General features: G+C 37.9%; 23 protein-coding genes and 1 riboswitch. Of the genes, 8 read left to right on the top strand and 15 right to left on the bottom strand.

Annotated features, from left to right (window positions below; translation table 11 throughout):
- Window positions 1-9 precede the first annotated feature (9 nt).
- Genes MMB69_RS18055 through MMB69_RS18045 form a run of 3 tightly spaced genes read left to right on the top strand, consistent with a single transcriptional unit; the run spans window position 10 to window position 1,921 of the window.
- Complete coding sequence (locus MMB69_RS18055) at window positions 10-432, top strand: hypothetical protein (RefSeq protein ID WP_221785285.1); 423 nt, start codon at window positions 10-12, stop codon at window positions 430-432.
- Window positions 433-444: 12 nt separating this feature from the next.
- Entirely contained in the window at window positions 445-1,368 is a 924-nt protein-coding gene (locus MMB69_RS18050) for an FAD:protein FMN transferase (RefSeq protein ID WP_277448135.1), read from the top strand.
- Window positions 1,343-1,921: a ferric reductase-like transmembrane domain-containing protein gene (locus tag MMB69_RS18045; RefSeq protein WP_277448134.1), complete on the top strand. Its 579-nt coding sequence runs from the start codon at window positions 1,343-1,345 to the stop codon at window positions 1,919-1,921. Before MMB69_RS18050 ends, MMB69_RS18045 begins: the two co-directional genes overlap by 26 nt.
- 32 nt (window positions 1,922-1,953) lie before the next feature.
- Here the strand turns inward: MMB69_RS18045 and gdh are convergent, their stop codons facing one another.
- From gdh to MMB69_RS18025, 4 genes are all read right to left on the bottom strand, one after another.
- Window positions 1,954-2,739 (bottom strand): glucose 1-dehydrogenase, encoded by a 786-nt coding sequence (gene gdh, locus MMB69_RS18040; protein ID WP_033578120.1) that lies wholly within the window; start codon window positions 2,737-2,739, stop codon window positions 1,954-1,956.
- A 17-nt stretch (window positions 2,740-2,756) separates the two neighbouring features.
- Entirely contained in the window at window positions 2,757-3,617 is an 861-nt protein-coding gene (locus MMB69_RS18035; protein WP_028412111.1) for a RhaT/GlcU family sugar-proton symporter, read from the bottom strand.
- A gap of 219 nt (window positions 3,618-3,836) precedes the next feature.
- On the bottom strand, window positions 3,837-4,523 hold the full coding sequence (locus MMB69_RS18030; RefSeq protein ID WP_277448133.1) for a response regulator: 687 nt from the start codon (window positions 4,521-4,523) through the stop codon (window positions 3,837-3,839).
- Between the two features lie 12 nt (window positions 4,524-4,535).
- Window positions 4,536-6,104, bottom strand: a complete 1,569-nt coding sequence (locus tag MMB69_RS18025; protein ID WP_277448132.1) for an ATP-binding protein — start codon at window positions 6,102-6,104, stop codon at window positions 4,536-4,538.
- 108 nt (window positions 6,105-6,212) lie between these two features.
- On the opposite strand from MMB69_RS18025, the gene MMB69_RS18020 reads away from it, so the two are divergent.
- Both MMB69_RS18020 and MMB69_RS18015 read left to right on the top strand, forming a co-directional pair.
- Window positions 6,213-7,271, top strand: coding sequence for a DctP family TRAP transporter solute-binding subunit (locus MMB69_RS18020; protein WP_047751604.1), 1,059 nt, complete (start codon window positions 6,213-6,215; stop codon window positions 7,269-7,271).
- A gap of 145 nt (window positions 7,272-7,416) precedes the next feature.
- The gene (locus MMB69_RS18015; RefSeq protein WP_013055541.1) at window positions 7,417-8,685 is read left to right on the top strand and encodes a dicarboxylate/amino acid:cation symporter; all 1,269 of its coding nucleotides are present in this window, start codon (window positions 7,417-7,419) and stop codon (window positions 8,683-8,685) included.
- Here the strand turns inward: MMB69_RS18015 and MMB69_RS18010 are convergent.
- Together MMB69_RS18010 and MMB69_RS18005 are read right to left on the bottom strand one after the other, a co-directional pair.
- On the bottom strand, window positions 8,678-8,899 hold the full coding sequence (locus MMB69_RS18010) for a hypothetical protein (protein WP_277448130.1): 222 nt from the start codon (window positions 8,897-8,899) through the stop codon (window positions 8,678-8,680). The genes MMB69_RS18015 and MMB69_RS18010 overlap by 8 nt on opposite strands.
- Window positions 8,900-9,035: 136 nt before the next feature.
- Entirely contained in the window at window positions 9,036-9,701 is a 666-nt protein-coding gene (locus tag MMB69_RS18005) for a TerC family protein (protein WP_153252914.1), read from the bottom strand.
- A gap of 376 nt (window positions 9,702-10,077) precedes the next feature.
- Here MMB69_RS18005 and MMB69_RS18000 point away from each other — a divergent pair, with 376 nt between their 5' ends.
- The gene (locus tag MMB69_RS18000) at window positions 10,078-10,260 is read left to right on the top strand and encodes a YolD-like family protein (RefSeq protein WP_013081858.1); all 183 of its coding nucleotides are present in this window, start codon (window positions 10,078-10,080) and stop codon (window positions 10,258-10,260) included.
- A 79-nt stretch (window positions 10,261-10,339) separates the two neighbouring features.
- Here the strand turns inward: MMB69_RS18000 and bioA are convergent, their stop codons facing one another.
- The 5 genes from bioA to MMB69_RS17975 all read right to left on the bottom strand — a co-directional run bounded on the left by bioA (window position 10,340) and on the right by MMB69_RS17975 (window position 16,093).
- Window positions 10,340-11,713 (bottom strand): adenosylmethionine--8-amino-7-oxononanoate transaminase, encoded by a 1,374-nt coding sequence (gene bioA, locus MMB69_RS17995; protein WP_277448128.1) that lies wholly within the window; start codon window positions 11,711-11,713, stop codon window positions 10,340-10,342.
- Entirely contained in the window at window positions 11,694-12,416 is a 723-nt protein-coding gene (gene bioD / locus MMB69_RS17990) for a dethiobiotin synthase (RefSeq protein ID WP_277448127.1), read from the bottom strand. The genes bioA and bioD overlap by 20 nt, the downstream gene beginning before the upstream one ends.
- Before the next feature lie 31 nt (window positions 12,417-12,447).
- On the bottom strand, window positions 12,448-13,011 hold the full coding sequence (locus MMB69_RS17985; RefSeq protein ID WP_033578115.1) for a biotin transporter BioY: 564 nt from the start codon (window positions 13,009-13,011) through the stop codon (window positions 12,448-12,450).
- 137 nt (window positions 13,012-13,148) lie between these two features.
- Window positions 13,149-14,585 (bottom strand): amino acid permease, encoded by a 1,437-nt coding sequence (locus MMB69_RS17980; RefSeq protein WP_013055535.1) that lies wholly within the window; start codon window positions 14,583-14,585, stop codon window positions 13,149-13,151.
- Between the two features lie 314 nt (window positions 14,586-14,899).
- On the bottom strand, window positions 14,900-16,093 hold the full coding sequence (locus tag MMB69_RS17975) for a NupC/NupG family nucleoside CNT transporter (RefSeq protein ID WP_028412102.1): 1,194 nt from the start codon (window positions 16,091-16,093) through the stop codon (window positions 14,900-14,902).
- Window positions 16,094-16,231: 138 nt separating this feature from the next.
- A riboswitch (purine riboswitch) is annotated at window positions 16,232-16,333 on the bottom strand.
- Window positions 16,334-16,722: 389 nt separating this feature from the next.
- Here MMB69_RS17975 and liaG point away from each other — a divergent pair.
- Window positions 16,723-17,592: a LiaG family protein gene (gene liaG / locus MMB69_RS17970; protein ID WP_269870479.1), complete on the top strand. Its 870-nt coding sequence runs from the start codon at window positions 16,723-16,725 to the stop codon at window positions 17,590-17,592.
- Window positions 17,593-17,707: 115 nt separating this feature from the next.
- On the opposite strand, the gene MMB69_RS17965 is transcribed toward liaG, so the two are convergent.
- From MMB69_RS17965 to folP, 4 genes are all read right to left on the bottom strand, one after another.
- Complete coding sequence (locus tag MMB69_RS17965; RefSeq protein WP_277448125.1) at window positions 17,708-17,866, bottom strand: hypothetical protein; 159 nt, start codon at window positions 17,864-17,866, stop codon at window positions 17,708-17,710.
- Window positions 17,867-17,924: 58 nt separating this feature from the next.
- The gene (locus MMB69_RS17960; RefSeq protein ID WP_013055532.1) at window positions 17,925-18,119 is read right to left on the bottom strand and encodes a hypothetical protein; all 195 of its coding nucleotides are present in this window, start codon (window positions 18,117-18,119) and stop codon (window positions 17,925-17,927) included.
- A 241-nt stretch (window positions 18,120-18,360) separates the two neighbouring features.
- Window positions 18,361-19,494: a zinc-dependent alcohol dehydrogenase gene (locus MMB69_RS17955; RefSeq protein WP_269870478.1), complete on the bottom strand. Its 1,134-nt coding sequence runs from the start codon at window positions 19,492-19,494 to the stop codon at window positions 18,361-18,363.
- 118 nt (window positions 19,495-19,612) lie between these two features.
- Window positions 19,613-20,461 (bottom strand): dihydropteroate synthase, encoded by an 849-nt coding sequence (gene folP, locus MMB69_RS17950; protein ID WP_277448124.1) that lies wholly within the window; start codon window positions 20,459-20,461, stop codon window positions 19,613-19,615.
- A gap of 353 nt (window positions 20,462-20,814) precedes the next feature.
- On the opposite strand from folP, the gene MMB69_RS17945 reads away from it, so the two are divergent.
- Window positions 20,815-21,801 carry a S8 family peptidase gene (locus MMB69_RS17945; protein ID WP_277448123.1) on the top strand — a complete coding sequence of 329 codons (987 nt, stop codon included), beginning with the start codon at window positions 20,815-20,817 and terminating at the stop codon, window positions 21,799-21,801.
- Window positions 21,802-21,846 lie beyond the last annotated feature (45 nt).

Raw genomic sequence — 21,846 nt, 5'->3', positions numbered from 1 at the left:
AGCATATCAATGGCAGCTAATAAATGGACAAAATGGATGGTTGGTTTATCGAGCGTTGCTGCATTTACCACTTTTATAGGACTTTCTCAAAAATATGATCAAACAAATTCAACAACAACAGCACTAAATAACGATACATCAGCCGATAATTCATCTCAAACTCAAACGGAAGATGAGACGGACCTATTTCCAGATTCAGGATCCGGCTCCAATACGGACAATGGAACTAACGGGCAAGATCAATGGTCAAATGACAGTTCTAGTGGGCAAAGTGATCAATGGTCAGACGATAATTCAAGCAGTCAAGATGATCAGTGGTCAGACGATGATTCGAGTAATCAGCAAGGTCAGTGGTCAAATGATGATTCCGGAAATAGTCAGGATAATTGGGGTAATAACGATGATTCTTCTATGCAATCAAGACCTTCTTAAGGATGTGATGTAATGAGCTACTCATTTAAAGCAATGAATACCGAATTTAACGTATATCAGCTTGAAACGCCTGTCAGCAAAAAAGTGGAGAGCTGGTGTTATCTTGTAGAAGAAACCCTAAGCCGCTTTCTTCCAGCAAGCGAACTTTCACAGCTTAATTCGCTGAACGGAAGATTATTTTTACCGTCAAAAATGTTGTATGAAGCTGTAAAAACAGCCTCTTACTATTACAATGAGACAAACGGAATTTTCAACCCATTTCTGTATTATTCTATTCAAACTCTAGGATATGGCCAAAGTTTTGAGCAGTTGCCTACCGATCAGCTTCCTCAAAAACTAGCAGCTTTTGATGCTGTTAACCCTATTATGATTCATAAAGGAATGAGAAGTATTCAACTTGCTTCTAATGTCGGTCTGGATTTAGGCGGAATCGCAAAAGGTTGGAGCATTCAGCAAATGGCTAATCAATTAAAGAAAAAAGGAACTTCACTTGGGGCAATCGATGGAGGCGGTGATATTGTAACATGGGGGCCTGCTAGCAAGCACTGGTCCATTGCGCTCTCTCATCCATTTGATTTATCAAAAAATCTCATGAGTATTAAAGTAAAGAGCAACAGTGGCATTGCCACAAGCAGTGTAGGCAAGCGATTGTGGAAAGTAAACGGACACACTCACCATCATATTATTGACGGCAGAATCAGCAAGCCTAGTTCATCAGAGCTTCTGCAAGCAACGGTTGTTTCAGAAGACTTGACCGTTTCTGAAGTCTATGCAAAATGCATGCTTATTCTCGGATGGGACGCCGGATTAAGATTAGCTAAAATGCATCACCCTTCTTTAGAGGTCATTGCGGTTACAAAAGAAGGCAAGGTGTTAATCGAAAAAAATGTGAAAGGTCAGGTATACCATTATGGCTACTCTCCTCGCGCAATTTAGTGCCCACTTTCCCGTTTGGAATACCATTCGGGCAGCCGGCTTAACCTCTTATTTACTCATGTTTGTATCGGTTGCCGCTGGCATTTCTCACAGCTTTTCATTTTTTAAACCAAAACGAAAAAAACAGCTTTTGCTGGTTCATCAATCATCAGGGTGGTTCGGGTTATTATTTGGTATGATTCACGGACTTGTTTTATCATTTGATCAATCTATTCATTTTTCACTTTCTGACATTTTAATTCCGTTCACTTCCGATTACAAACCAATTAGCACAGGTCTTGGTACTATTTCACTCTACATTTTATTCGTACTGATCATCACATCCGATTTTATAAAACAGCTGGGGAGAAAAACATGGAAAGCCATTCATTTTCTTGCTTTTCCAGGCTATTTGCTTGCACTGTATCACGGCATTACTTCTGGAACAGATACACAGCAGCCCCTTATTCTTGGGATGTACAGCATCACTGGCGTTATCGTTTTAATCTTGCTTTTCTTACGCATTCAACACCAGTCAGCTCCTAAGAACCAAAAAAAAGCTCAGGAAAACTAAAAAACGCACTCTATCATAGAGTGCGTTTTTTCTTATCCGCGTCCTGCTTGGAATGATGGGTACTGTGTCATACCGCCGTCAGCAAAGAGCGTAATTCCTGTTACATAACTCGCCTCTGAAGAAGCTAGCCATGCAGCAACTGCTGCAATTTCTTCCGGCTCTCCGATGTATCCCATTGGAATCATGCTTTCTACATCTGCACGCTGCTCAGGATCAGCAAATTTCTCAGCGTTAATCGGTGTATTAATCGCTCCCGGTCCAATGTTATTTACACGAATACCTTTTGGAGCGTATTCTAATGCCAGTGTTTCAGTCATAAGCTTCATACCGCCTTTACTTGCTGCATAATGAACAAATAATGGCCAAGGAATTTTCTCGTGAACACTCGACATGTTAATAACTGTTCCCTTAATATCATTTTCAACAAAATATTTAATCGCTTCACGGCTGCCTAAGAAAGCTCCCGTTAAGTTCGTATCAATTACTTTATTCCAATCGCTTAAAGACATTTCATGAGATGAAACCGGATTTTCTAGTCCTGCGTTATTAATCATAACGTCTAACTTTCCAAATTCTTTAATTGCAGATTGAACTAAATTGATTACATCAGACTCAACTGTTACGTCACCTTTAACGGCAATAGCCTCTCCGCCAACTTTTTTAATTTCTTCTAAAACGCTGTTAGCTTCGTCTTCCTTAGAACGATAATTCACAACTACTTTAGCTTTTTCTGTCGCAAAACGAATCGCCATTGATTTTCCCAAACCTGTAGATGAACCTGTTATGACCACTACTTTTCCTTCTAAATCTTTATACATTGTTAATACCCTCCTAGTTAGCTTTTGGCGAGCCCTAACATGACTCCTGCTATGATGATCAGTATAATTCCAATAATAATCCCAATCAGCTGACGCTTCGTTTTCTTCTCACCTAAAATAATGATCCCGCCTAATGTTGAAATGACGATTCCCATTTGGGAAAGCGAAAAGCTTGTCGCTACGCCTACTTTAGGTTGTGAGATGAATAAAAACATATTACCAGCGGCCCAAATAAGACCTGGGATAATGTTGCGAATTGCATATTTATTAAATGGCTTATGCTTAAACGTCAGCAATACTCCGCCAATAACCATACCAATTGCTTGAGGTAATAAAGCCGACCATCCGTCTACATTAAATAGACGGGCTACTACAACATAAACTAAATAACCAACGGTTGAAATTAATAAAATAACAATTCCTTTTTTGAAGTTTCCTTTTCCTTCTTCAGCCTCTTTCTCTTCTTTGCTTTGAAGTGATGCTAAAACAATCCCTACAATAATAAAGATAAGAGCGAGCACACCAAGAATGATTGAAGTTTTTGTAGACCACTCGTGAAACACAATTACTCCAAATAATGAAGTGGAAACTAACTGAAGCCCCGTTGAAATAGGCATCGTTTTAGAAACTCCAATTAAATCAATACTTTTCAGCTGATTACTTTGTCCAACTGCCCAAAATAACCCGGATACAACTCCAACACCAAAGATTAAAGGTGTAAGCGTAGGGTGTACAAAAATATAAATACCGATGGAGAAAATCAAAGCTCCCAATGTGGTTCCAAGCGTTTGACTATAAGGTCCTCCGCCTAATTTCACATTGAAAAGCACAATGCTTCCCCAAAATATGGCTGGTAAGACGGCTAAAAATATGTCCATGTTTCAAAACCTTCCTGTGCTAAAATTAAATGTCAAAGTGCATATTCCCCAATTTTTCCGCCATTAATCCTTTTTCAGGGACATTTTATGAATTAATGACCGCACGAAATATTCTTTGGATAGCGAAAACTGTATACCTTAATTTGTTCTAGGAGAGAAAAAGATATACTTTCTAACGCAAAAAAACAGCTTTTCCAAATAAAAGCTGTTCTGTATGATTTAATTTATTTTTAACATATAGCGATTAATAGGTCTCCCCACTCTGCCGTATTCAACTGATAATTTCAGCTCGTTTTCCTGTTCTAAAAACTCTAAATACCTTCTTGCTGTAACACGCGCAATTCCTACGCCGTCCGCCACTTCTTCAGCAGAAATCGGATGATTTTGTTCGGAAAGATATTGTTGTATCCTCCTTAACGTAACCGCATTTAGCCCTTTTGGAAGCAAATCGGGTTTTTCTTCGAATTGTTGAAACAGCATAGAATCTAATTCAGACTGAGTAATATGTTCTTTTTTTCTTATTTTAACTTGAAAAGAACGATACTGTTCAAGCGCTTGCTTCATTCGCTCAAACTTGAACGGCTTCATAATATAATCCACCGCGCCGTATTGAAGAACTTTCCGTACCGTTTCAATATCACTTGCAGCCGTAACTGCTATCACGTCTGTTTTATAGCCATTTGCTCGAATTTGCTGTAAGGTGGTTAAGCCATCTTGACTAGGCATATACATATCAATGATTGTTAAATCAGGCTGATGCTGTTTAATGAGCTGTATACCCTCTAAACCATTCGAAGCTGCCGCGATAACGATGAACCCTTCAACTTGTTCAATAAATTGGCGGTTCACTTCTTGTACCATAGGATCGTCTTCTATGAGAAGCACTGTCCATTCTTTTTTATTCATTTCCCACTCCCCCTATAAAAAGAATGTAATGATAAAAGTGGTTCCAACATCTAATTCTGACTCTACTTCGATCTGACCGTTTCCTTTTTCAACAATTTGTTTTACTAAATGCAAACCAATTCCTCTATTTTCCTTTGCTTTAGTTGAAAAACCTTCATCAAAGATTCTCTCTATTTGATTCTTATTCATGCCGCATCCGTTATCTTCAACTAATATAGAAAGAATGCCGTCACTTTGTTCCATACTTATATAGATCTTCTGTTCACGACGCTCCATATGCTGATACGAATCAAAAGCATTCTCAATTAAGTTACCAATAATAATTACAAAATCATGATGATCTAAGTAAGGAGGAAATGAGTGAAGCTCGCTGTGGCGATCGATAGCTAACTCAATTCCAAGTTCTTTGGCACGGCTGACTTTGCTTAACAGCAATCCCGATATACTTTCATCTTTAATATGTTTATGAAGAAATTGGGTGAGCTCTTCTTGCTGTTCAGACACTTGAAAAACGTACTGAAGAGCCTTGTCTTTATTTCCAAGTTGGATAAGCCCTGCAATGGTATGAAGTTTATTCATGTATTCATGGTTTTGAACTCTAAGAGCGCTTACAAATGATTTAACCCCTGTTAACTCTTCAGCTAATTTTTTAACTTCTGTTCTGTCTTGAAAAATAGCGACCGCACCGACTGTGTGATTATTAACCTTAATCGGCACACGATTGCTTAAAATATTTAAATTGCGAACTTGAAGCTCTCGATTATAAACAGGCTGATTAAGCTGCAGAATTTCTGGCAGTCTTGTATCTGGAATCACATCATAGATCTTTTTTCCAATTACCTCATCGGGTACATCCATCATAATTTTCGCTTTATGATTAAAAATAGTGATGTTCTCCTCTTTATCAATGGCAATGACTCCTTCATGCATGGCATTAAAAGTCTCCGTTCGTTCTACAAACAAACGAGCAATTTCATGAGGCTCAAGCTCAAACATCTCTTTTTTAATACGAGATGCAAGCGCCCACGCTCCCCATCCTCCAAAAAAAAGAGCGAGACCTGAGATGAGAAAAATTTCTTTTTTCAAACTTAAAATAACCTCTGTAAATTTCGGAAGAAGGTACCCTGAGACAACGACTCCTACTTGTTCATGCTGATCGTTTACAACGGGAACAAAAGAACGAATGACCATCCCGCCTTCTCCTTTTGCTTTATCAGTATAAGTATGTTCTGCAAACGCCTGGCCCTCGTCCTCTCCTTTAGAAATTTTCCCAATCATGCTTTGCAAAGGATGAGACAAACGTTCGTGATTCATATTCATCACCACTACATAATAAGCACCGTGAATAATGCGAATCGGCTCTACAATTTGATTAATGTTCTTGCTATCTTTTTCAATTTTTTCTCGAATTTCAGGCATTTCAGCAACTGTTCTCGAAGTGATCAAAGCCCTTTGCTCTAAATCATTTTCTTTTGACTGCACAAAATTATTAATCACGACAATACTTGCTAAAAACAACGAAAAGACCACGATAAAAAAGATTAACCCCGTCATTTTCGTTTGCATCGATAAGCGCATCATAGCGGAACACCTACTGCTGATTGAAGTTTATTTTAATTTTACCACGTTGAGAAATTGCGTGTTAGAATATTTGTAGAGAAAAATTATTGAATCGCGGGGTTGGACATTTTGAAGATGTTTATAGGGGCAAGTATCATTGTTAGCGTTTTCTTGATGATTTATGTTTTTTTGCAGTATACGGTTATAAATCAGGATAATGTGTATCATGACGATGAGCAAAAAGGATTAAATAAGCAAATTGTGATTAATTTTAGCCACGTTGTAGCTGAGAACACTCCAAAAGGCTTAGCCGCTCAAAAATTCGCTGAAATCGTTAATCAAAAATCGGATGGTAAAGTTAAAATTGAAGTATATTCAAACGGTGTGTTGTATTCAGACGACGAAGAACTTGCCGCTCTGCGCCGAAACGATGTACAAATGATTGCGCCTTCTATTTCAAAGCTAACCGACCTGTCCCCTACGTGGCAACTTTTTGATCTCCCCTTCATTTTCGATGATTACAGCGAGGCAAAACAAGTGTTTACCGGGAAAATCGGACAGGATTTGTTGAGTACGCTGCAAGAGAAAAACATTAAAGGGCTTGCTTTATGGAGCAACGGCTTTAAACAAATGACCAGCAATACAAAACCTTTGCTCCATCCAGCAGATTTTCAAGATCAAACATTTCGCATTATGCCAAGTGAAGTAATCAAAAAACAATTCGAACTTCTTGGCGCTAAGCCTCAGGCTGTCTCGTTTAATAAAGTATATCAATCCCTTGAACGACAGGAATTTGATGGACAGGAAAATACGATTTCTAATATTTATTCAAAACGTTTGTACGAGCTGCAAAAATATATGACCATCAGCAACCATGGATATTTGGGCTATGCTGTTTTAATGGATCAAAAATATTGGGACAGCCTCCCTGAAGATGTAAAACAACTATTAAGTGATGCCATGGTAGAAACAACGAACTGGATTTGGACTCAATCAAAAATGATGAACGATGAACAGCTGCAGCAAATAAAAAATAAATCTGGCATGCGCGTTTATTACTTAAATGATACACAGAAAGCCGAATGGAAAAAGCAGTTTAACTCTCTTTATCAATCGTTTGAAGCCAATGCAACAAAACAAACGCTTGATATCATTCAGCAAATAAAAAATATCGAAAGCAAAAAGTGATGACTATATGTTCATCACTTTTTTTGACCAAAATGACCAAAAAGAACATTATCACCAGAAATATAAATAGTTAAAATTATCAGTTAATATAAGGATAAGAATAATGTAAGCGTTAACAAAAACATTCTCGAAAGGAGCATTACATATGAAATTAAGTTTTAAAAACCTAACTGTTCAAGTTGTCATTGGTATCCTTCTTGGTATTGCAATTGGCTTTATGTTTCCTGAATTTGGAGCTAAATTAAAAGTATTGGCTGATATCTTCATTAAATTAATTAAGATGGTGATTGCCCCAATTATTTTCTTAACAGTGGTCATCGGTATCGGAAGCATGGGAGATTTAAAGAAAGTGGGACGAATTGGAGGTAAAGCTCTTTTATACTTTGAGATTGTCACTACTTTCGCCTTAGCAATTGGAATTATCGTTGTAAACTTTATCAAGCCTGGGGCTGGCTTTAATATCAATGGCGCAAGCGGAGCTGATGTTACTCAATATACGCAGCAAGCAGCTGAAGCGGAGCATGGCTTTATGGAGTTTATCATGGGAATTATTCCAGACAGCGTATTTGGCGCAATGGCAAATGGTGAATTATTGCCAATCTTATTCTTTGCCGTACTATTTGGAATGGCTACAGCTACACTCGGCGAAAAAGCGGCTCCTGTCATTACATTCTTTGAACGCTGTACAGATATTTTCTTTGGAATTGTTAATATGATTATGAAACTTTCACCTATTGCGGCGTTCGGAGCGATGGCTTATACGATCGGTAACTTTGGAATAGGCTCTCTTCAAAAACTCGGTTTCTTAATGGGATCTGTTTACATTACTATGTTCTTATTTATTGTATTTGTACTTGGAACCATCGCTAAGATTTATGGATTTAATATTTTTAAATTCATTGCTTTTATTAAAGAAGAAATTCTACTTGTATTAGGTACGTCTTCTTCGGAATCTGCACTGCCAAAAATGATGGACAAAATGGAGAAGTACGGATGTTCAAAATCTGTAGTAGGACTTGTCATTCCAACTGGTTACTCATTTAACCTAGATGGAACAGCAATCTACTTATCCATGGCTGCTATCTTTATCGCTCAAGCGTATGGAGTCGACCTGTCGTTAATGCAAGAGATTACGCTACTTGGTATTTTAATGCTAACGTCTAAAGGAGCTGCCGGAGTTACTGGCTCTGGATTTATTACACTAGCCGCTACGCTTGCTGCATTCCCGATGATTCCAGTTGAAGGAATCGCGCTGTTAATTGGGGTAGACCGCTTCATGTCGGAAGCTCGTGCCATTACAAACTTAATTGGAAATGGTGTAGCAACTGTAGTTGTATCAAAAATGGAAAATGAATTTCATCCTCCTGTAGAGACGATACAAGACGTTAATTCCGCACCTCCATTAGCTAAGTAATAAAAAAAAGAGGTTGAGACATAGCGAAATGAATCCAATCTAAAGACGAATAAATGGAATACATGAGCTGAACCGCTTGTGACACCGCAGTTGATTTCCATGCAAGGCTTCGCTTTCCGCGGGCGGCCGCTGAGCCTCCTCGTCGGTTGCGCTCCTGCGGGGTCTCATCCCTTCCGCTTTTCCCGCAGGAGTCTTCGCCTTGTCCTCCAATCAACTGTTAGAAGGATCTAAACAAATTAAGCCTACGTTCACCACAACAAAAAAAAAACGAACCACTAATCAAACATGTTGATTAGTGGTTCGTTTTTCACTTCTTCTTAAATACTTTTGTCCCAACCTCTTTTTTAGAATTAATGCGTTTCTTTTTTAGAACGTCCGCTAAGTTTCCCAACAACAACAACTAAAATAGCTAACAAAATAGGAACAATCGTATGCAAATGCGGATTTAATCCTTCTAATACATGTCCTACCGCTTTGTCTTTAAAGATCATTTCACCAGCAGTATAGCCAAGAAGCGCTGCTCCGGCAATGATGATAATCGGGAATTTTTCCATGATTTTCATTAAAAGCTGACTTCCCCAAATGATTAACGGAATGCTGATAACAAGACCAAGGATAATGAGTAGAATATTGCCGTTAGCCGCACCCGCAACCGCTACTACGTTATCTAAACTCATAACAAGATCCGCTATAATAATTGTTTTAATAGCACCTGCTAGAGTTGAATTTGCTTTAATATCTCCGTCATCTTCCCCTTTTAAAAGACTAATCGCAATCCATAGAAGCAGCAGGCCTCCGATGAAATTTAAAAATGGGATTGTTAATAAATATACAGCGACAAACGTTAGCCCTACACGTAATACAACCGCTCCTAATGTACCGAAAACAACCGCTTTGTTTCGATGCTCGTCCGGAAGATTCCGACAAGCTAAAGCAATCACGACTGCGTTATCGCCACTCAGTACAATGTTAATGAGTAAAATTTCTAAAAGATTTAAAATAAAACTCTGATCCATACAAAAACTCCTTGATTGATTTTTATTAGTCTATTTCTCTATCTCTTATTTCATTACTAGAAATAGAGAACTAAAACTCTATCAATATAACCCGTTCTTACCCTTTAATGAAAAGAAGTAGTTATTTCACTAACAGTATTTTATCACTAAAAAGAAATTTGAAATAGGTATTTGTAAAGGAAAAGTCAGTTCATTACAATAAATCAAACCTTATTCTTTATCTTTCATCTGTTTTTCACCATCATTCTCTACTATTAGTAGCAGGAGAGCATTTATAAAAAATAGAGTAATTTTTATAAATAATACAAGCCTCCAATGCTTCTTCATTATTTTGTAGTTTTTCGTCAACTGCGATATAAGAAGGGAGAAAACAGGTATGATTTTAAAAGCATTAAAAACGAATAAATTACTAACTATTAACTATCAAAACAACGGTTTTGTTCAAACGGTCAAAGGTTATATTCAAAACTTAAACTTGCTCGAACAAACTCTTCTATTAAAAGATGAAAATCAGCATGTGCGATCACTTCGACTATCAAGTATTAAAAACATTTATTGATTGAAAAAAGATCCGAACGATGAATCGTTCGGATCTTTTTTCAATTAAATAAAATATTTTTGTCTTAGTCTCTTTTTATTTAACTCACTGTATAGCGTGCGATTACTTCTTTAATTGATTCATATACAATTTCAACCATTGTTTTTAATTCTTCGTCCGTCATTGAAAGAATAGGCATCATCGTAATTACAGGACCTAGCTCTCTGATAATTAAACCTTTTTGGCGAACCGCTAAAATAATATCTCCCATCACTTTTTTATCTTCAAAAATAGACTTTGTTTGGCGGTCTTTGACAACCTCGATTCCTGCCATTAATCCTCTTTGTCTAATGTCTCCCACGTTAGGCAGTTCATAAAGCTTTAATAGATAACGTTTAAAAACTTTCGACCTTTCTTTTACACTACGGATTAACTCTCTTTCTTCTATCAGTTCAATATTTCTAAGCGCTACTGTACAGGCCAATTGATTTCCCGTATACGTATGTCCATGAAAGAACGTTTTATTTTCATCTGGATGAGCTAAAAAAGCATTAAATATCTGTTCGCTTGTTAACGTAGCAGCAAGCGGCATATATCCTCCTGTGATCCCTTTTCCTACACACATAATGTCTGGTACTACGTCTTCTTGTTCACATGCAAACATCGTTCCTGTTCGCCCGAATCCGACAGCTACTTCATCACAAATGAGCAATACCCCGTACGCTTTGCACAGACGCTCTACTTGTTTTAAAAAACCGGGAGGATGAGTAATAATACCCGCTGCTCCTTGCACAAGCGGTTCAATAATCAAGCCGGCTACTTCTTCTCCGTTGTTCTGCAAGAGCTTCTCCAGCTGGTGAATACAGTAAGCTGAAGCTTGCTCTTCGGTTTCGAACCCGTCCATACGGTAGATGTAAGGAGAAGGTGTGGGAATGCGTTCAAACAGTAAAGGCTTAAAGATGCGATGAAATAAATCCATGCCTCCTACACTGACTGCCCCGATTGTATCTCCGTGATATGCCTCATTCAATGAGATAAATTTACTTTTGTTTTTGTACTTTGCAGAGTCGAGATTTTGCCAATATTGATAGGCAATTTTCAACGCAATTTCAACAGCGGCAGAGCCTGTATCAGAATAGAATACTTTCGATAAGCTGCCAGGAGTAATTTCCGCTAGCTTTTTAGCTAACAAAATGGATGGAACGTTTGCCGATCCAAGCAGCGTAGAATGCGCTAATTTCTCCACTTGTATATGTAAAGCTGTATTTAATTCCGGATCATTATGTCCATGCACGTTCACCCATAGAGAAGCGTATCCATCTAAATATTTGTTTCCCGCTACGTCATACAAATAGCTTCCCTCTCCTCTTTCAATGATAAGGGGATTCGATTCACGGTAAGCTTTCATTTGTGTAAAGGGATGCCATACATATTCTTTATCCCATTTTTCCAGCTCAGCTTTTTGATACGACACAGTCAAACACCTCCTGAATATGTTGAATCACACTTTTTTGCCTCACCAATTTCTCAATATATGCTTCTAACTCTTCATCGATATGAGTAAATACAGGTACAGTCATTAAAGAAGAGACTTGAAGCAGCTTTTCAATCGTTCGAACATTGTCTTTATGAATGATACTGCTGTGATTAAAACGATTAAAAATGAGTCCGTTGATTTTAAGATGATGCTCACTTGCATATGAAAAGGTAGAAAGCGCATCGTGAATAGCTCCTAATTCCGTTGTTCCAACAGCAATAACCGGCATTTGTGCATCTATGATCAAATCTTTTGTCATATAAAACGTTGTTTCCTCTTCAATTAAAGGTACGGCAAGTCCTCCCGCTCCTTCCACGAGTACTACGTCAAATGCCTTTTTTAATTCATTAATGCGCTTTAAGACGATTGAAGGCTCTACTTGCCTATTGCTCAGTTTAATAGCCAAGTGAGGAGACGTCTCTGGCTTTAACTGATAAATACCTGTATTTGCTACTCCGAGCCTTGTTTCAAACCAGTGAATATCTGGATAACCTCCGATTTCATCTTGGTAGCCGGTTTGAAACGGTTTACAAATTGTCGTTTTTATTCCTAGACGGCTAAGTACTTTATACAAAATGCTTGTCACCAGCGTTTTACCAATATCTGTTCCAGTTCCCGTAATAAAATACGCTTTGCCCACTTTCTTTCCTCCTCTTTTTTCTATGTCTTCATTACCCCGCTTTAGCCCGCTTTGATGATAAACGGCTAAATTGAGGCTTCATTCGATGAATCAGCACTGAACATAAAATGCACAATAAAAGATCTCCAGGCATTGGCAAAACAGCTCCAAAAAGAAGTGTATCACTCAGTGAAAGTGGCTTTTCAATTATCCATTTCATTGCTCCGTAAAGCCAAACGCACCCGAATACGTACACAATAACCAATGTAGATAAGTTGGCTAAAAAGATAGAAAAAGGTTTCTTTAAGTCATATTTTTGAATAAGGTAGCCGTTCATAAATGACCCTGCAGCATAGCCAATTAAATAGCCAAACGTTGGTTTGAAGATATACCCTAAACCTCCTCCTTCTGCAAAAACCGGAACACCGATTAACCCAATACCTATGTAGCATAGCTGACTATACAAACCTAAACGCGGTCCTAACAGCGCCCCGGCTAAATAGACAGGAACAATTTGAAGAGTAAACGGTATGTAGGGAATAGGAATTTTTATAAATGCACCAATCGCCGTTAAAGCAGCAAATAAAGAAACATACGCCATTGTTCTCGTTTTCATGTTCACCCTCCTTTCTCTGTTCGCTGCTTTAAGTTTGCAATAATCTCTTTTTATTTGTCAACTTAATTTTAATTTAAGTTTACAAATAAAATATAAAAAAAGACGCAAAAACCTGGGCTTTTGCGTCTTTTTGATTTTTATAAAATTACCTTTTTGTCGTCTTTAAGCTGCACTTCTTGACGGCTGATAGATAAATCAACTTTCTTTTTTACACGTGCATGATAATAAGCATAAAACAGCAGCGCTAGTGGAATACCGACGTACAGTGCCATTCGCTGCTCTGCATCAAATGCCATGCTTCCAAGTACAATCGTATTTAATACTAATGCGATTAAAGGTAATACCGGGTAAAGAGGGACTTTGAATTTTAAATCCTCGATTTGCCCTCCTTGATTTATATATCTTTTTCTAAATGCAAGCAGTGATGCAGCAATCGTAATCCAGCCAATTTGTGCACCTAAACCCGCTGCAGAAATAAGCCATACAAATACTGTTTCTTGAGCAAAGAATCCTGAAAGTAGAGATAAAAGCGCAATGCCTAATGTTAAAAGCAAGGCGTTCATCGGCACACCGCGTTTATTTACTTTCATGAAAGCTGAACTTGCCATGTTATCTTTTGACAATGAATACAGCATACGCGTTGCTGCATAAAGACCTGAGTTAGCTACAGATAACAGTGCCGTTAGGATAACAAAGTTCATAATATCTGCTGCATATGGAATACCAATTTGGTCGAATACAACAACAAATGGACTTTCAACTACGCCTGCTTTTTCAAGCGGAATCATCCCCGCTAAGACAGCTACAGCTAGTACAAAAAATACAAGCGTTCTCCATACCGTTTGTTTAATTGCTCTTGGTACAGTCTTGTCTGGGTTTTCACTTTCCCCAGCAGCTACACCGATAAGCTCCGTACCTTGAAATGAGAAGTTAACTGTAATCATCGTAATCAACACGGCACTAATTCCGTGAGGGAACACGCCGTGAGCCGTATAGTTAGAGAAAAGCGGCGCGCTGTCTCCATTGCTTAATGGAAGAAAACCAAACATAGCAGCTCCACCAAGTACGATAAATAAAATAATAGCTAACACTTTAATGCTGGCGAACCAAAACTCCGCTTCACCAAACGCTTTAGCTGACAGTGCATTTAATGAAAATAATAAAAGCGCAAATATAGCACACCAGATCCATACAGGAGAATCAGGAAACCATCTTTGCATAAGCTGACCTGCTGACAAAAATTCTAATGCAACCGTTACAGCCCAGCCCAACCAATATAACCATCCAAAAGCAAAACCAACGCCAGGGCCAATAAATTTTGTTGTATATGTCTGAAACGAACCAGAAACTGGCATTGCTACTGCAAGTTCCCCTAAGCAAAGCATTGTTAAGTACATAATGAAGCCACCTACGATAAACGAAAGGATAGCTCCAATCGCTCCTGCTTGGCTAATCGTGTATCCTGTTCCTAAAAAGAAACCTGTACCGATAACCCCGCCGAGCGAAATCATAAACAAATGTCTGCTTTTCATCGTCTTTTTTAATTCATTTGTTTGCTGTTGTCCTTCTATCATATTAACGACATTTCCTTTCAACCTATTTATTACGAGATATTACCTAGAAAAAAATTAATAAACCTTTGTTTTCTATGCATATTTACTTACATATTTATGCGGCGTTCTCAATTTAAATGAAACAGCCTTTTGTAATCTTAACATAATGCTCACTAGATTTAAAATGTTTTTCTGCAAAAGTAAAATGAATTTTTCTTGAATAGTGTGATTTCCTTTTACTGTTGATATTCATAAGCGTTTTTCTTCAAATGAATAGATGATACAACAAGAAAAAAGCTGTGCTTTCGAAGACGAAAGCACAGCTTTTTCACTTTTTACCAAACAAACAATCCAACAATCATAGCACTTAATAAAGAAACAGCGATACCGCTCACAAGCAGTTTCCATACGTTTTTTCCAATAATCGTTGATTTACCTTCTGATAACGTAGAATTATACGTACCATAAATCATACCCACCGTACTGAAGTTAGCAAAAGATGTTAAGAATGTCGTAGCAACTGCAATCGTATGCGGTGGAAGTGTATCTAGATTTTTCTTCAAATCCATCATCGCCACGAATTCATTTGTTGCTAGCTTGATACCCATCAGCTGAGCTACGTACATGGCATCATGTCCCGTTAGCCCTAGTAAGAATGCAAATGGACTAAAGATGTAAGAGAAAATCTTTTGTACAGTCAAGCCGTCTACAATAACGCCTAAAATACCGTTAAGCGCAGATGTAAGAGCTACATATCCAATAACCATCGCTAAAATAACAATTACCATGTTCATTCCGACTAACATACTGTTTGAAATGGTAGAGAAAAAGTCTTTTTTCTCTGACTTTGGCGGTACGTAAATCATATCTTCTTCTTTTGTAACATGAACTGGATTCAATAAGCTCACTAAAATAAGCGCGTTTAAACAGTTCAGTGGAATTGCGGTAAACACGTACGTAGCGGGAACCATCGTTAAATAAGCACCGATAATAGATCCGCTAATACTGCTCATACTCATAATTCCAAACGTAAGCAAACGGTTGTCCTTTAACACAGAAAGCTGATTACGAATAACTGCTAATGCTTCCGTATTTCCTAAGAACATCATTTGGATAGCGAAAAAGCTTTCTAATTTAGGCAAGCGAGAAACTTTCGAAATGACCCACCCTACTTTATCAATAATCCACGTTAAAATACCAAAGTAAGATAAAATATCAAAGAACGTCACGACAAAGATGATAGGCAGTAATGCACTGAAGAAAAAGTCAACCGTTTGATTTCCCATTACGGATGGAAACGCAAAGGCAATTCCATCGTTGGCACAGGAAATCAGCCAAGTAAAGAACGAAGCAATCTTATTAATGATCCATGTTCCGATTGAAGTTCCTAACATAAACCAAGTAATGAGGACTTCAACGACTAATAGTGAAGCAATCGGACGCCACTTTATTTCTTTCTTTTTAGGAGAACATAAGAAGACGACGCCCATTACTACAAAAACGCCTAATAAATTTAATAAAAAGTACATGCAAGCCACTCCCAGGTGTGTATTTGAAAAACAAAAAAAGCTCTTACTTTTCATAAATTCTGACAATAACAGAAAGTATGAAAAGTAAGAGCTTTGAAAGAAGGCTGTATCTATGATAATACGCCCTTCTTTTTGCTGCTTATATCCAAACTTTCTTGTAGTCTAGTTTTTTACGGTTACTAGGTAGAGACTATCAGACCATATTACTGATAATATACAAGATCGTAATCTTAGCTGTATTCAATTGATATGAACAAATTCTACCCTTTATTTTTTTAATAATCAACACTTTAAAAGTTTTTCGGAATAATAAAATTGGTATGAAAATTCTATTTATTTACCACTTCTTTTGAACTATCCACCGGAAAATTACACAAAATAATTGAATTTAATCGTCCTTTTAACTCAATTATTTTCCTATTTTTGAAACAAAGAAATTGATTCTTTAATGAGTATGTTTAAATCTCTACTTCGCTTTTCATTTAACTCCTCACAAAAAATGTTTCGTTTTTACGACTTAAGACGTAGAAAAAAATAATCCTGTTGTTCGTTGAAGTTAACCGGTTTTCAATTTACACTTTATGGTAGAAGAAAACAAATTTAATTATATGTAGAAAGCGGGTTATAACGTGAAAAAAATATTGGCTTTTATTTTAGTGATAGGTGGTACGGCAGTCCTCTTTTCTACTGCGTTTGCGCCTTCCTCCTGGTCGTTAAGTTCATTCAAGACGTCCAAGTCTGAAGCGGCATTATCAAGTGATATTCAGCGTATTCAAATCGACTCTCCAAGCATTAGTACAACGGTCGTTCCGCAAGATCGTCAAGATATTAAAACAAAAGTAGAAGGTAAAGGAAAAGTAGATGTAAAGCAAAATGGAGACACCCTAGTTGTCGCGTATCAAAAAAGTCCCTTTCAATGGCTTTCTATTTTTTCAAACACAAAAGTAACAATCTACATTCCTAAAGATTATCACCATAACCTTGCGCTTAACGTAGGTTCGGGGGACCTTCAAATTGCTATACAGCCTGAGCAAGCGCTTCAGCTGAAAGATGTTTCGATTAAAGTAGGCTCTGGAAATGCAAATATTTCAAACTTGAGCAGCACCTCTCTTCGTACGGATGTCAATTCTGGAGATTTACAGCTGAGTAATGTTGAAAGCCAAACGGCTAAATTTGCTGTAGGATCTGGGGAAATTAAAGGAACAAACTATAAAGGAAAACTTCAGGCGCGCATTGGATCTGGTGATCTCTATATGGATTTTAAAAAGCTAGAAGAGGCCGTTTCTGTAGATGTAGGATCTGGAGATGCCGTGTTGGTTCTTCCGAAAAGCGCTGGTTTTAAAGTGAATGGAAAAGTAAGCAGCGGTGAGATTAACAACAATTTCAAGTTAAACAATGCAACGATAACAGAGAATGTATTAAAAGGAAAATACGGAAATGGAAAATACCCTATCGATATAGCTGTTTCAAGCGGAGAATTAACCTTGGAATCAAAATAAAGAGGCTGGGACAAAAGTATTTTAACCCAATTGCAAAACGAACCATTAATCAACATGTTTGATTAATAGTTCGTTTTTTGTTGTGGTGAACATCGTTTTATCTGTTTCGTTTTTTCTAGCAGTTGATTGGAGGGCAAGGCGAAGACTCCTGCGGGAAAAGCGGAACAGGTGAGACCCCGAAGGAGCGTAAGCGATGAGGAGGCTCAGCGGCCGCCCGCGGAAAGCGAAGCCTTGCACGGAAATCAACTGCGGTGTAATAAGCAGTCCAACTCATGTATCTCATTTGTTCGTCTTTAGGTTCGGTTCATTTAGTCATGTCTCAACCTCTTTATTTATGGTCTCACTGCAATATACCATGCTACTCCTACGATTGATCCTATGAATACGACTCCGTAAATAATAGATAAATTCACTATACTTTTCTTTTTAGATTTCCCGTAATCTTCATCTACTTTCTTTGCAGCACTGATCGTCCCTGCAAGGGCAGCAACGCCGATAATAATGACAAGAAGTAATGCTAATTTCATTCATTCTCTCCTCCATATTTCGGTGATTGAATAAAACTGAATACCAAGACGTTATTTATTTCATTTTAAGCAGCACGATTTAATCAGAATATGAAAGCGTTATATCTTCTCTTTCTATCATAAAGCTAAATTATGTAAAATCAACCATCCAATCGTGCATTATTTTCCTCCGCCACTTTATATACATAAAAAATTCCCGAGCTTCACTGCTCAGGAATCTTCACCTAATAGAAATGGCATTTTAAGGTTTTAAAATGACTTTAATGCAGTTATCTTGATGACCATTAAAGATTTTGTAAGCATTAGCTGCGTCTTCTAAAGCGACTTTATGAGTAATGATTTCTTTTGGATCGAATTCTTCTTTTACAATTTGATCATATAATTTCGGCATAACTGGAATGACAGGAGCTTGCCCCATTTTGAGAGTTATATTTCGAGCAAAAAATGCTCCTAACGGAAAACTGTTATAGTTGCTTCCGTATACCCCGGTGATTTGGACGGTTCCGCATTTACGAACGGCTTTTGTCGCAATTTGAATAGGCCCGAGCGTTCCACCTTGAAGTTTCAATTTTTGTTCAATGTATTCAAGAGGCGACTTTTTGCCATCCATACCTACACAGTCAATCACCACATCAGCTCCGCCTTTTGTGGTTTCTTTTAAATGCTCCCCCATATCTGGGTATTCTGTAAAATCAAAGGTTTCTACGGCATTCATTTTCTTTGCATGCTGCATTCGGTATGGAACATGATCTACTGCGATAACCCGTTTGGCACCTTTCATCCAAGCAAATTTTTGAGCCATTAATCCCACTGGCCCGCAGCCGAGTACGATAACGGTATCTCCTTTTTTAACATCCGCATGCTCTACACTCCAATAAGCAGTTGGAAGCACATCTGATAAAAAAAGAAGCGATTCATCTTCTAATTCGCACGATTCTGGAATCACAAACGGTGTGAAATTCCCAAACGGCACTTTTAAATATTCAGCTTGACCTCCTGGATGATTTCCAAACTTTTCAGTATATCCAAAATAGCCGCCAGAATCATAATGTGGATTAGAATTATCACATTGGCTCGTTAAATCATCCTTGCAGTACGCACACTGTCCGCACGCTACGTTAAATGGAATAATAACGCGATCTCCTTTTTTTACTTTTGTAACATCCGGTCCTACTTCTTCCACAATTCCCATTGGTTCATGACCAATAATATAACCGTGAGGCAATGGCATGTTTCCTTGATATAAGTGCAAATCAGAACCACAAATAGCGGTTGACGTTATTTTAATGACAATGTCATCTTTTTTCTCTAACTTCGCATCTTCTACTTCTGCTACTTTTACCTGATTAGGTCCTTGATACGTTACCGCCCTCATTTTCAACCTCCATTTTTACAACCTTCATATTACTTAAATTTATCTAAAAGCATGTATTCTATCCGGAGAAATCAAGGAAAATAAAAAAGCAGCGCTTACGCGTCTGCTTAAATGATTATTAAAACTGAAATGTATGTTTTCCTACCAGTACATCTGCCATCTTTACAAAACGTTTGATTTCTAATACGTCATGAACTCGAACCATTTGAACTCCTTGTGCAATCCCTGCATATACAGTAGCTGCAGTTCCTTCCATTCTTTCCGTAGGAGGAGCATCGACTATTTGTCCAATAAATCCTTTACGAGAAGTAGCAAGCAGCACGGGATAGCCCATATTCGTCAGCTGATCTAGATGCTGAATCGCTTCTACATTATGCGCAGCCGTTTTTCCAAAGCCAACGCCTGGATCTAAAATAATCTGATCATCTCGAACTCCTGCAGCTTTTGCAATTGATATGCTTTCTTCCAAATCACTTATCATATCTGTAATCAGATTTGTATAATTGGGCTCATGGCGATTATGCATTAAAATAATAGGAACATTATAGTCAGCTGCAACTTGAGCCATTTTGGGATCAGCCTTTGCGCCCCATATATCGTTAATAATATGTGCTCCTGCTTCTAGCGCATGCTTGGCCACTTCCGACTTGTATGTATCTACAGAAATCGGCACCTCTACGCGCTTAGCCACTTCAGAAATAACGGGCACAATCCGTTTAATCTCTTCTTCATCGCTAATTCTTGTATAACCAGGACGAGTTGATTCTCCTCCGATATCAATGATGTCTGCTCCGTGCTTCACCATTTCCTCAGCATGAGCAACTGCTTTATCTACATCGTAGTATTTTCCGCCATCTGAAAATGAATCCGGGTTTACGTTTAAAATCCCCATAATAAGCGTACGGTCCGCATAATTCAGTTCATACTTTCCGCATTTGATGACGGATCGAGACGTTAAAGTTGACACTATCCTCAGCCCCTTCGTAATTTGCAAATTAATGTATATTTATAAATATCATGTATTTTGAGAATGTCATACCGTTCGTAATTATATCAAAAGTCACCGGTCCTATGTTATTTTTCTTGGAGTTTCTTTCTTCTATAGTGTGAGATAAACATTAAAAGCGAATACACAGATAACATTAAAAATCTTTGTAGGGCTTGTCTTTAGGGTCTTTTTTCCTCTTCTCACATCTTTTATGAGTCTTTTTATTCAAAAAGAAAGGAATCCCATAAAAAGCGTTTAATTTATAGCAATAGTTGGGAATTTATAATTAAACAACTTCCATTTTTATGGAATTCATTTTAAGGAGGATGACTATGACTCAACAACCGTTACAAGTCAAATTAATTCCTTATACAATTGAGTCGATTATCGACTCAACAAACGAAACGCCTAAAGGAGTAACCTTAATTCAAGCGCCGTCTATTTGGGAACAAAGCAATCAAGGGGAAGGCATTGTAATTGCAGTTATCGACACTGGTGTTGACACAAATCATCCTGACTTAAAAGATTGTATTATCGGAGGAAGAAATTTCACTTCCGATCATAATGGAGATTCTTCTATATTTGAAGACAATAATGGGCATGGTACTCACGTATCTGGTACCATTGCTGCTGCGCTCAACAATGAAGGGGTAGTAGGAGTGGCACCCAAAGCAAAAATTCTCAGCTTAAAAGTACTTACCGGTGAAGGATCGGGAAATTACGAATGGATTATTGACGCTATTAACTACGCCGTCGAATGGCGCGGTCCTAACAATGAGCGAGCACGAGTTATTTCCATGTCACTCGGGGGACCACAAGACGTTCCAGAACTGCACAAAGCTGTTCAAGATGCTGTTAATAAAGATGTTTCTGTCGTTGTTGCAGCTGGAAACGAAGGCGATGACCGCGAAGAAACACTTGAATATTCGTACCCAGGAAGTTACAACGAAGTAATTCAAGTAGGAGCCGTAGACAGCAACCTAGACTTAGCTCCTTTTACCAATGTTAATGAAGAAGTAGACTTGGTCGCACCTGGTGTTGACATTATCTCTACTTATTTAGAAGGTAAGTACGCTACGCTTTCAGGAACTTCTATGGCAACTCCCCACGTTGCAGGAGCTGTAGCACTATTAATTAATTTATGTGAGAAAGAATTTGGACGCTCTTTAATTGAAGCTGAAATCTATGCTCAACTTGTAAGAAGGACGCTTCCTCTTGGATATCGAAAAAGCTCCGAAGGAAATGGATTTCTCATGCTTAATCTAGTGGAAAAAATACACGATATTATCAACGTAGCCCGCATCAATATTAGTAAGTGACAAATAAGAAAAAGCGGATCATATAATGGTCCGCTTTTTCAAAAA

Source organism: Priestia sp. P5 (assembly GCF_029522155.1).
GTDB lineage: Bacteria > Bacillota > Bacilli > Bacillales > Bacillaceae_H > Priestia > Priestia megaterium_E.
This window is presented reverse-complemented; position numbering and strand designations above follow the sequence as displayed.

Excerpts from the sequence above, each read along its gene's own strand:
- MMB69_RS17975 (WP_028412102.1), bottom strand. The coding sequence starts at position 16,093 with ATGTACTTTTTATTAAATTTATTAGGCGTTTTTGTAGTAATGGGCGTC.
- MMB69_RS17945 (WP_277448123.1), top strand. The coding sequence starts at position 20,815 with ATGACTCAACAACCGTTACAAGTCAAATTAATTCCTTATACAATTGAG.
- MMB69_RS18035 (WP_028412111.1), bottom strand. The coding sequence starts at position 3,617 with ATGGACATATTTTTAGCCGTCTTACCAGCCATATTTTGGGGAAGCATT.
- MMB69_RS18050 (WP_277448135.1), top strand. The coding sequence starts at position 445 with ATGAGCTACTCATTTAAAGCAATGAATACCGAATTTAACGTATATCAG.
- MMB69_RS18030 (WP_277448133.1), bottom strand. The coding sequence starts at position 4,523 with ATGAATAAAAAAGAATGGACAGTGCTTCTCATAGAAGACGATCCTATG.
- MMB69_RS17965 (WP_277448125.1), bottom strand. The coding sequence starts at position 17,866 with ATGAGTTGGACTGCTTATTACACCGCAGTTGATTTCCGTGCAAGGCTT.
- MMB69_RS18005 (WP_153252914.1), bottom strand. The coding sequence starts at position 9,701 with ATGGATCAGAGTTTTATTTTAAATCTTTTAGAAATTTTACTCATTAAC.
- MMB69_RS18000 (WP_013081858.1), top strand. The coding sequence starts at position 10,078 with ATGATTTTAAAAGCATTAAAAACGAATAAATTACTAACTATTAACTAT.
- MMB69_RS18015 (WP_013055541.1), top strand. The coding sequence starts at position 7,417 with ATGAAATTAAGTTTTAAAAACCTAACTGTTCAAGTTGTCATTGGTATC.
- gdh (WP_033578120.1), bottom strand. The coding sequence starts at position 2,739 with ATGTATAAAGATTTAGAAGGAAAAGTAGTGGTCATAACAGGTTCATCT.
- MMB69_RS17955 (WP_269870478.1), bottom strand. The coding sequence starts at position 19,494 with ATGAGGGCGGTAACGTATCAAGGACCTAATCAGGTAAAAGTAGCAGAA.
- MMB69_RS17985 (WP_033578115.1), bottom strand. The coding sequence starts at position 13,011 with ATGAAAACGAGAACAATGGCGTATGTTTCTTTATTTGCTGCTTTAACG.
- MMB69_RS18055 (WP_221785285.1), top strand. The coding sequence starts at position 10 with ATGGCAGCTAATAAATGGACAAAATGGATGGTTGGTTTATCGAGCGTT.
- MMB69_RS18045 (WP_277448134.1), top strand. The coding sequence starts at position 1,343 with ATGGCTACTCTCCTCGCGCAATTTAGTGCCCACTTTCCCGTTTGGAAT.
- MMB69_RS17960 (WP_013055532.1), bottom strand. The coding sequence starts at position 18,119 with ATGAAATTAGCATTACTTCTTGTCATTATTATCGGCGTTGCTGCCCTT.
- MMB69_RS18025 (WP_277448132.1), bottom strand. The coding sequence starts at position 6,104 with ATGATGCGCTTATCGATGCAAACGAAAATGACGGGGTTAATCTTTTTT.
- MMB69_RS17980 (WP_013055535.1), bottom strand. The coding sequence starts at position 14,585 with ATGATAGAAGGACAACAGCAAACAAATGAATTAAAAAAGACGATGAAA.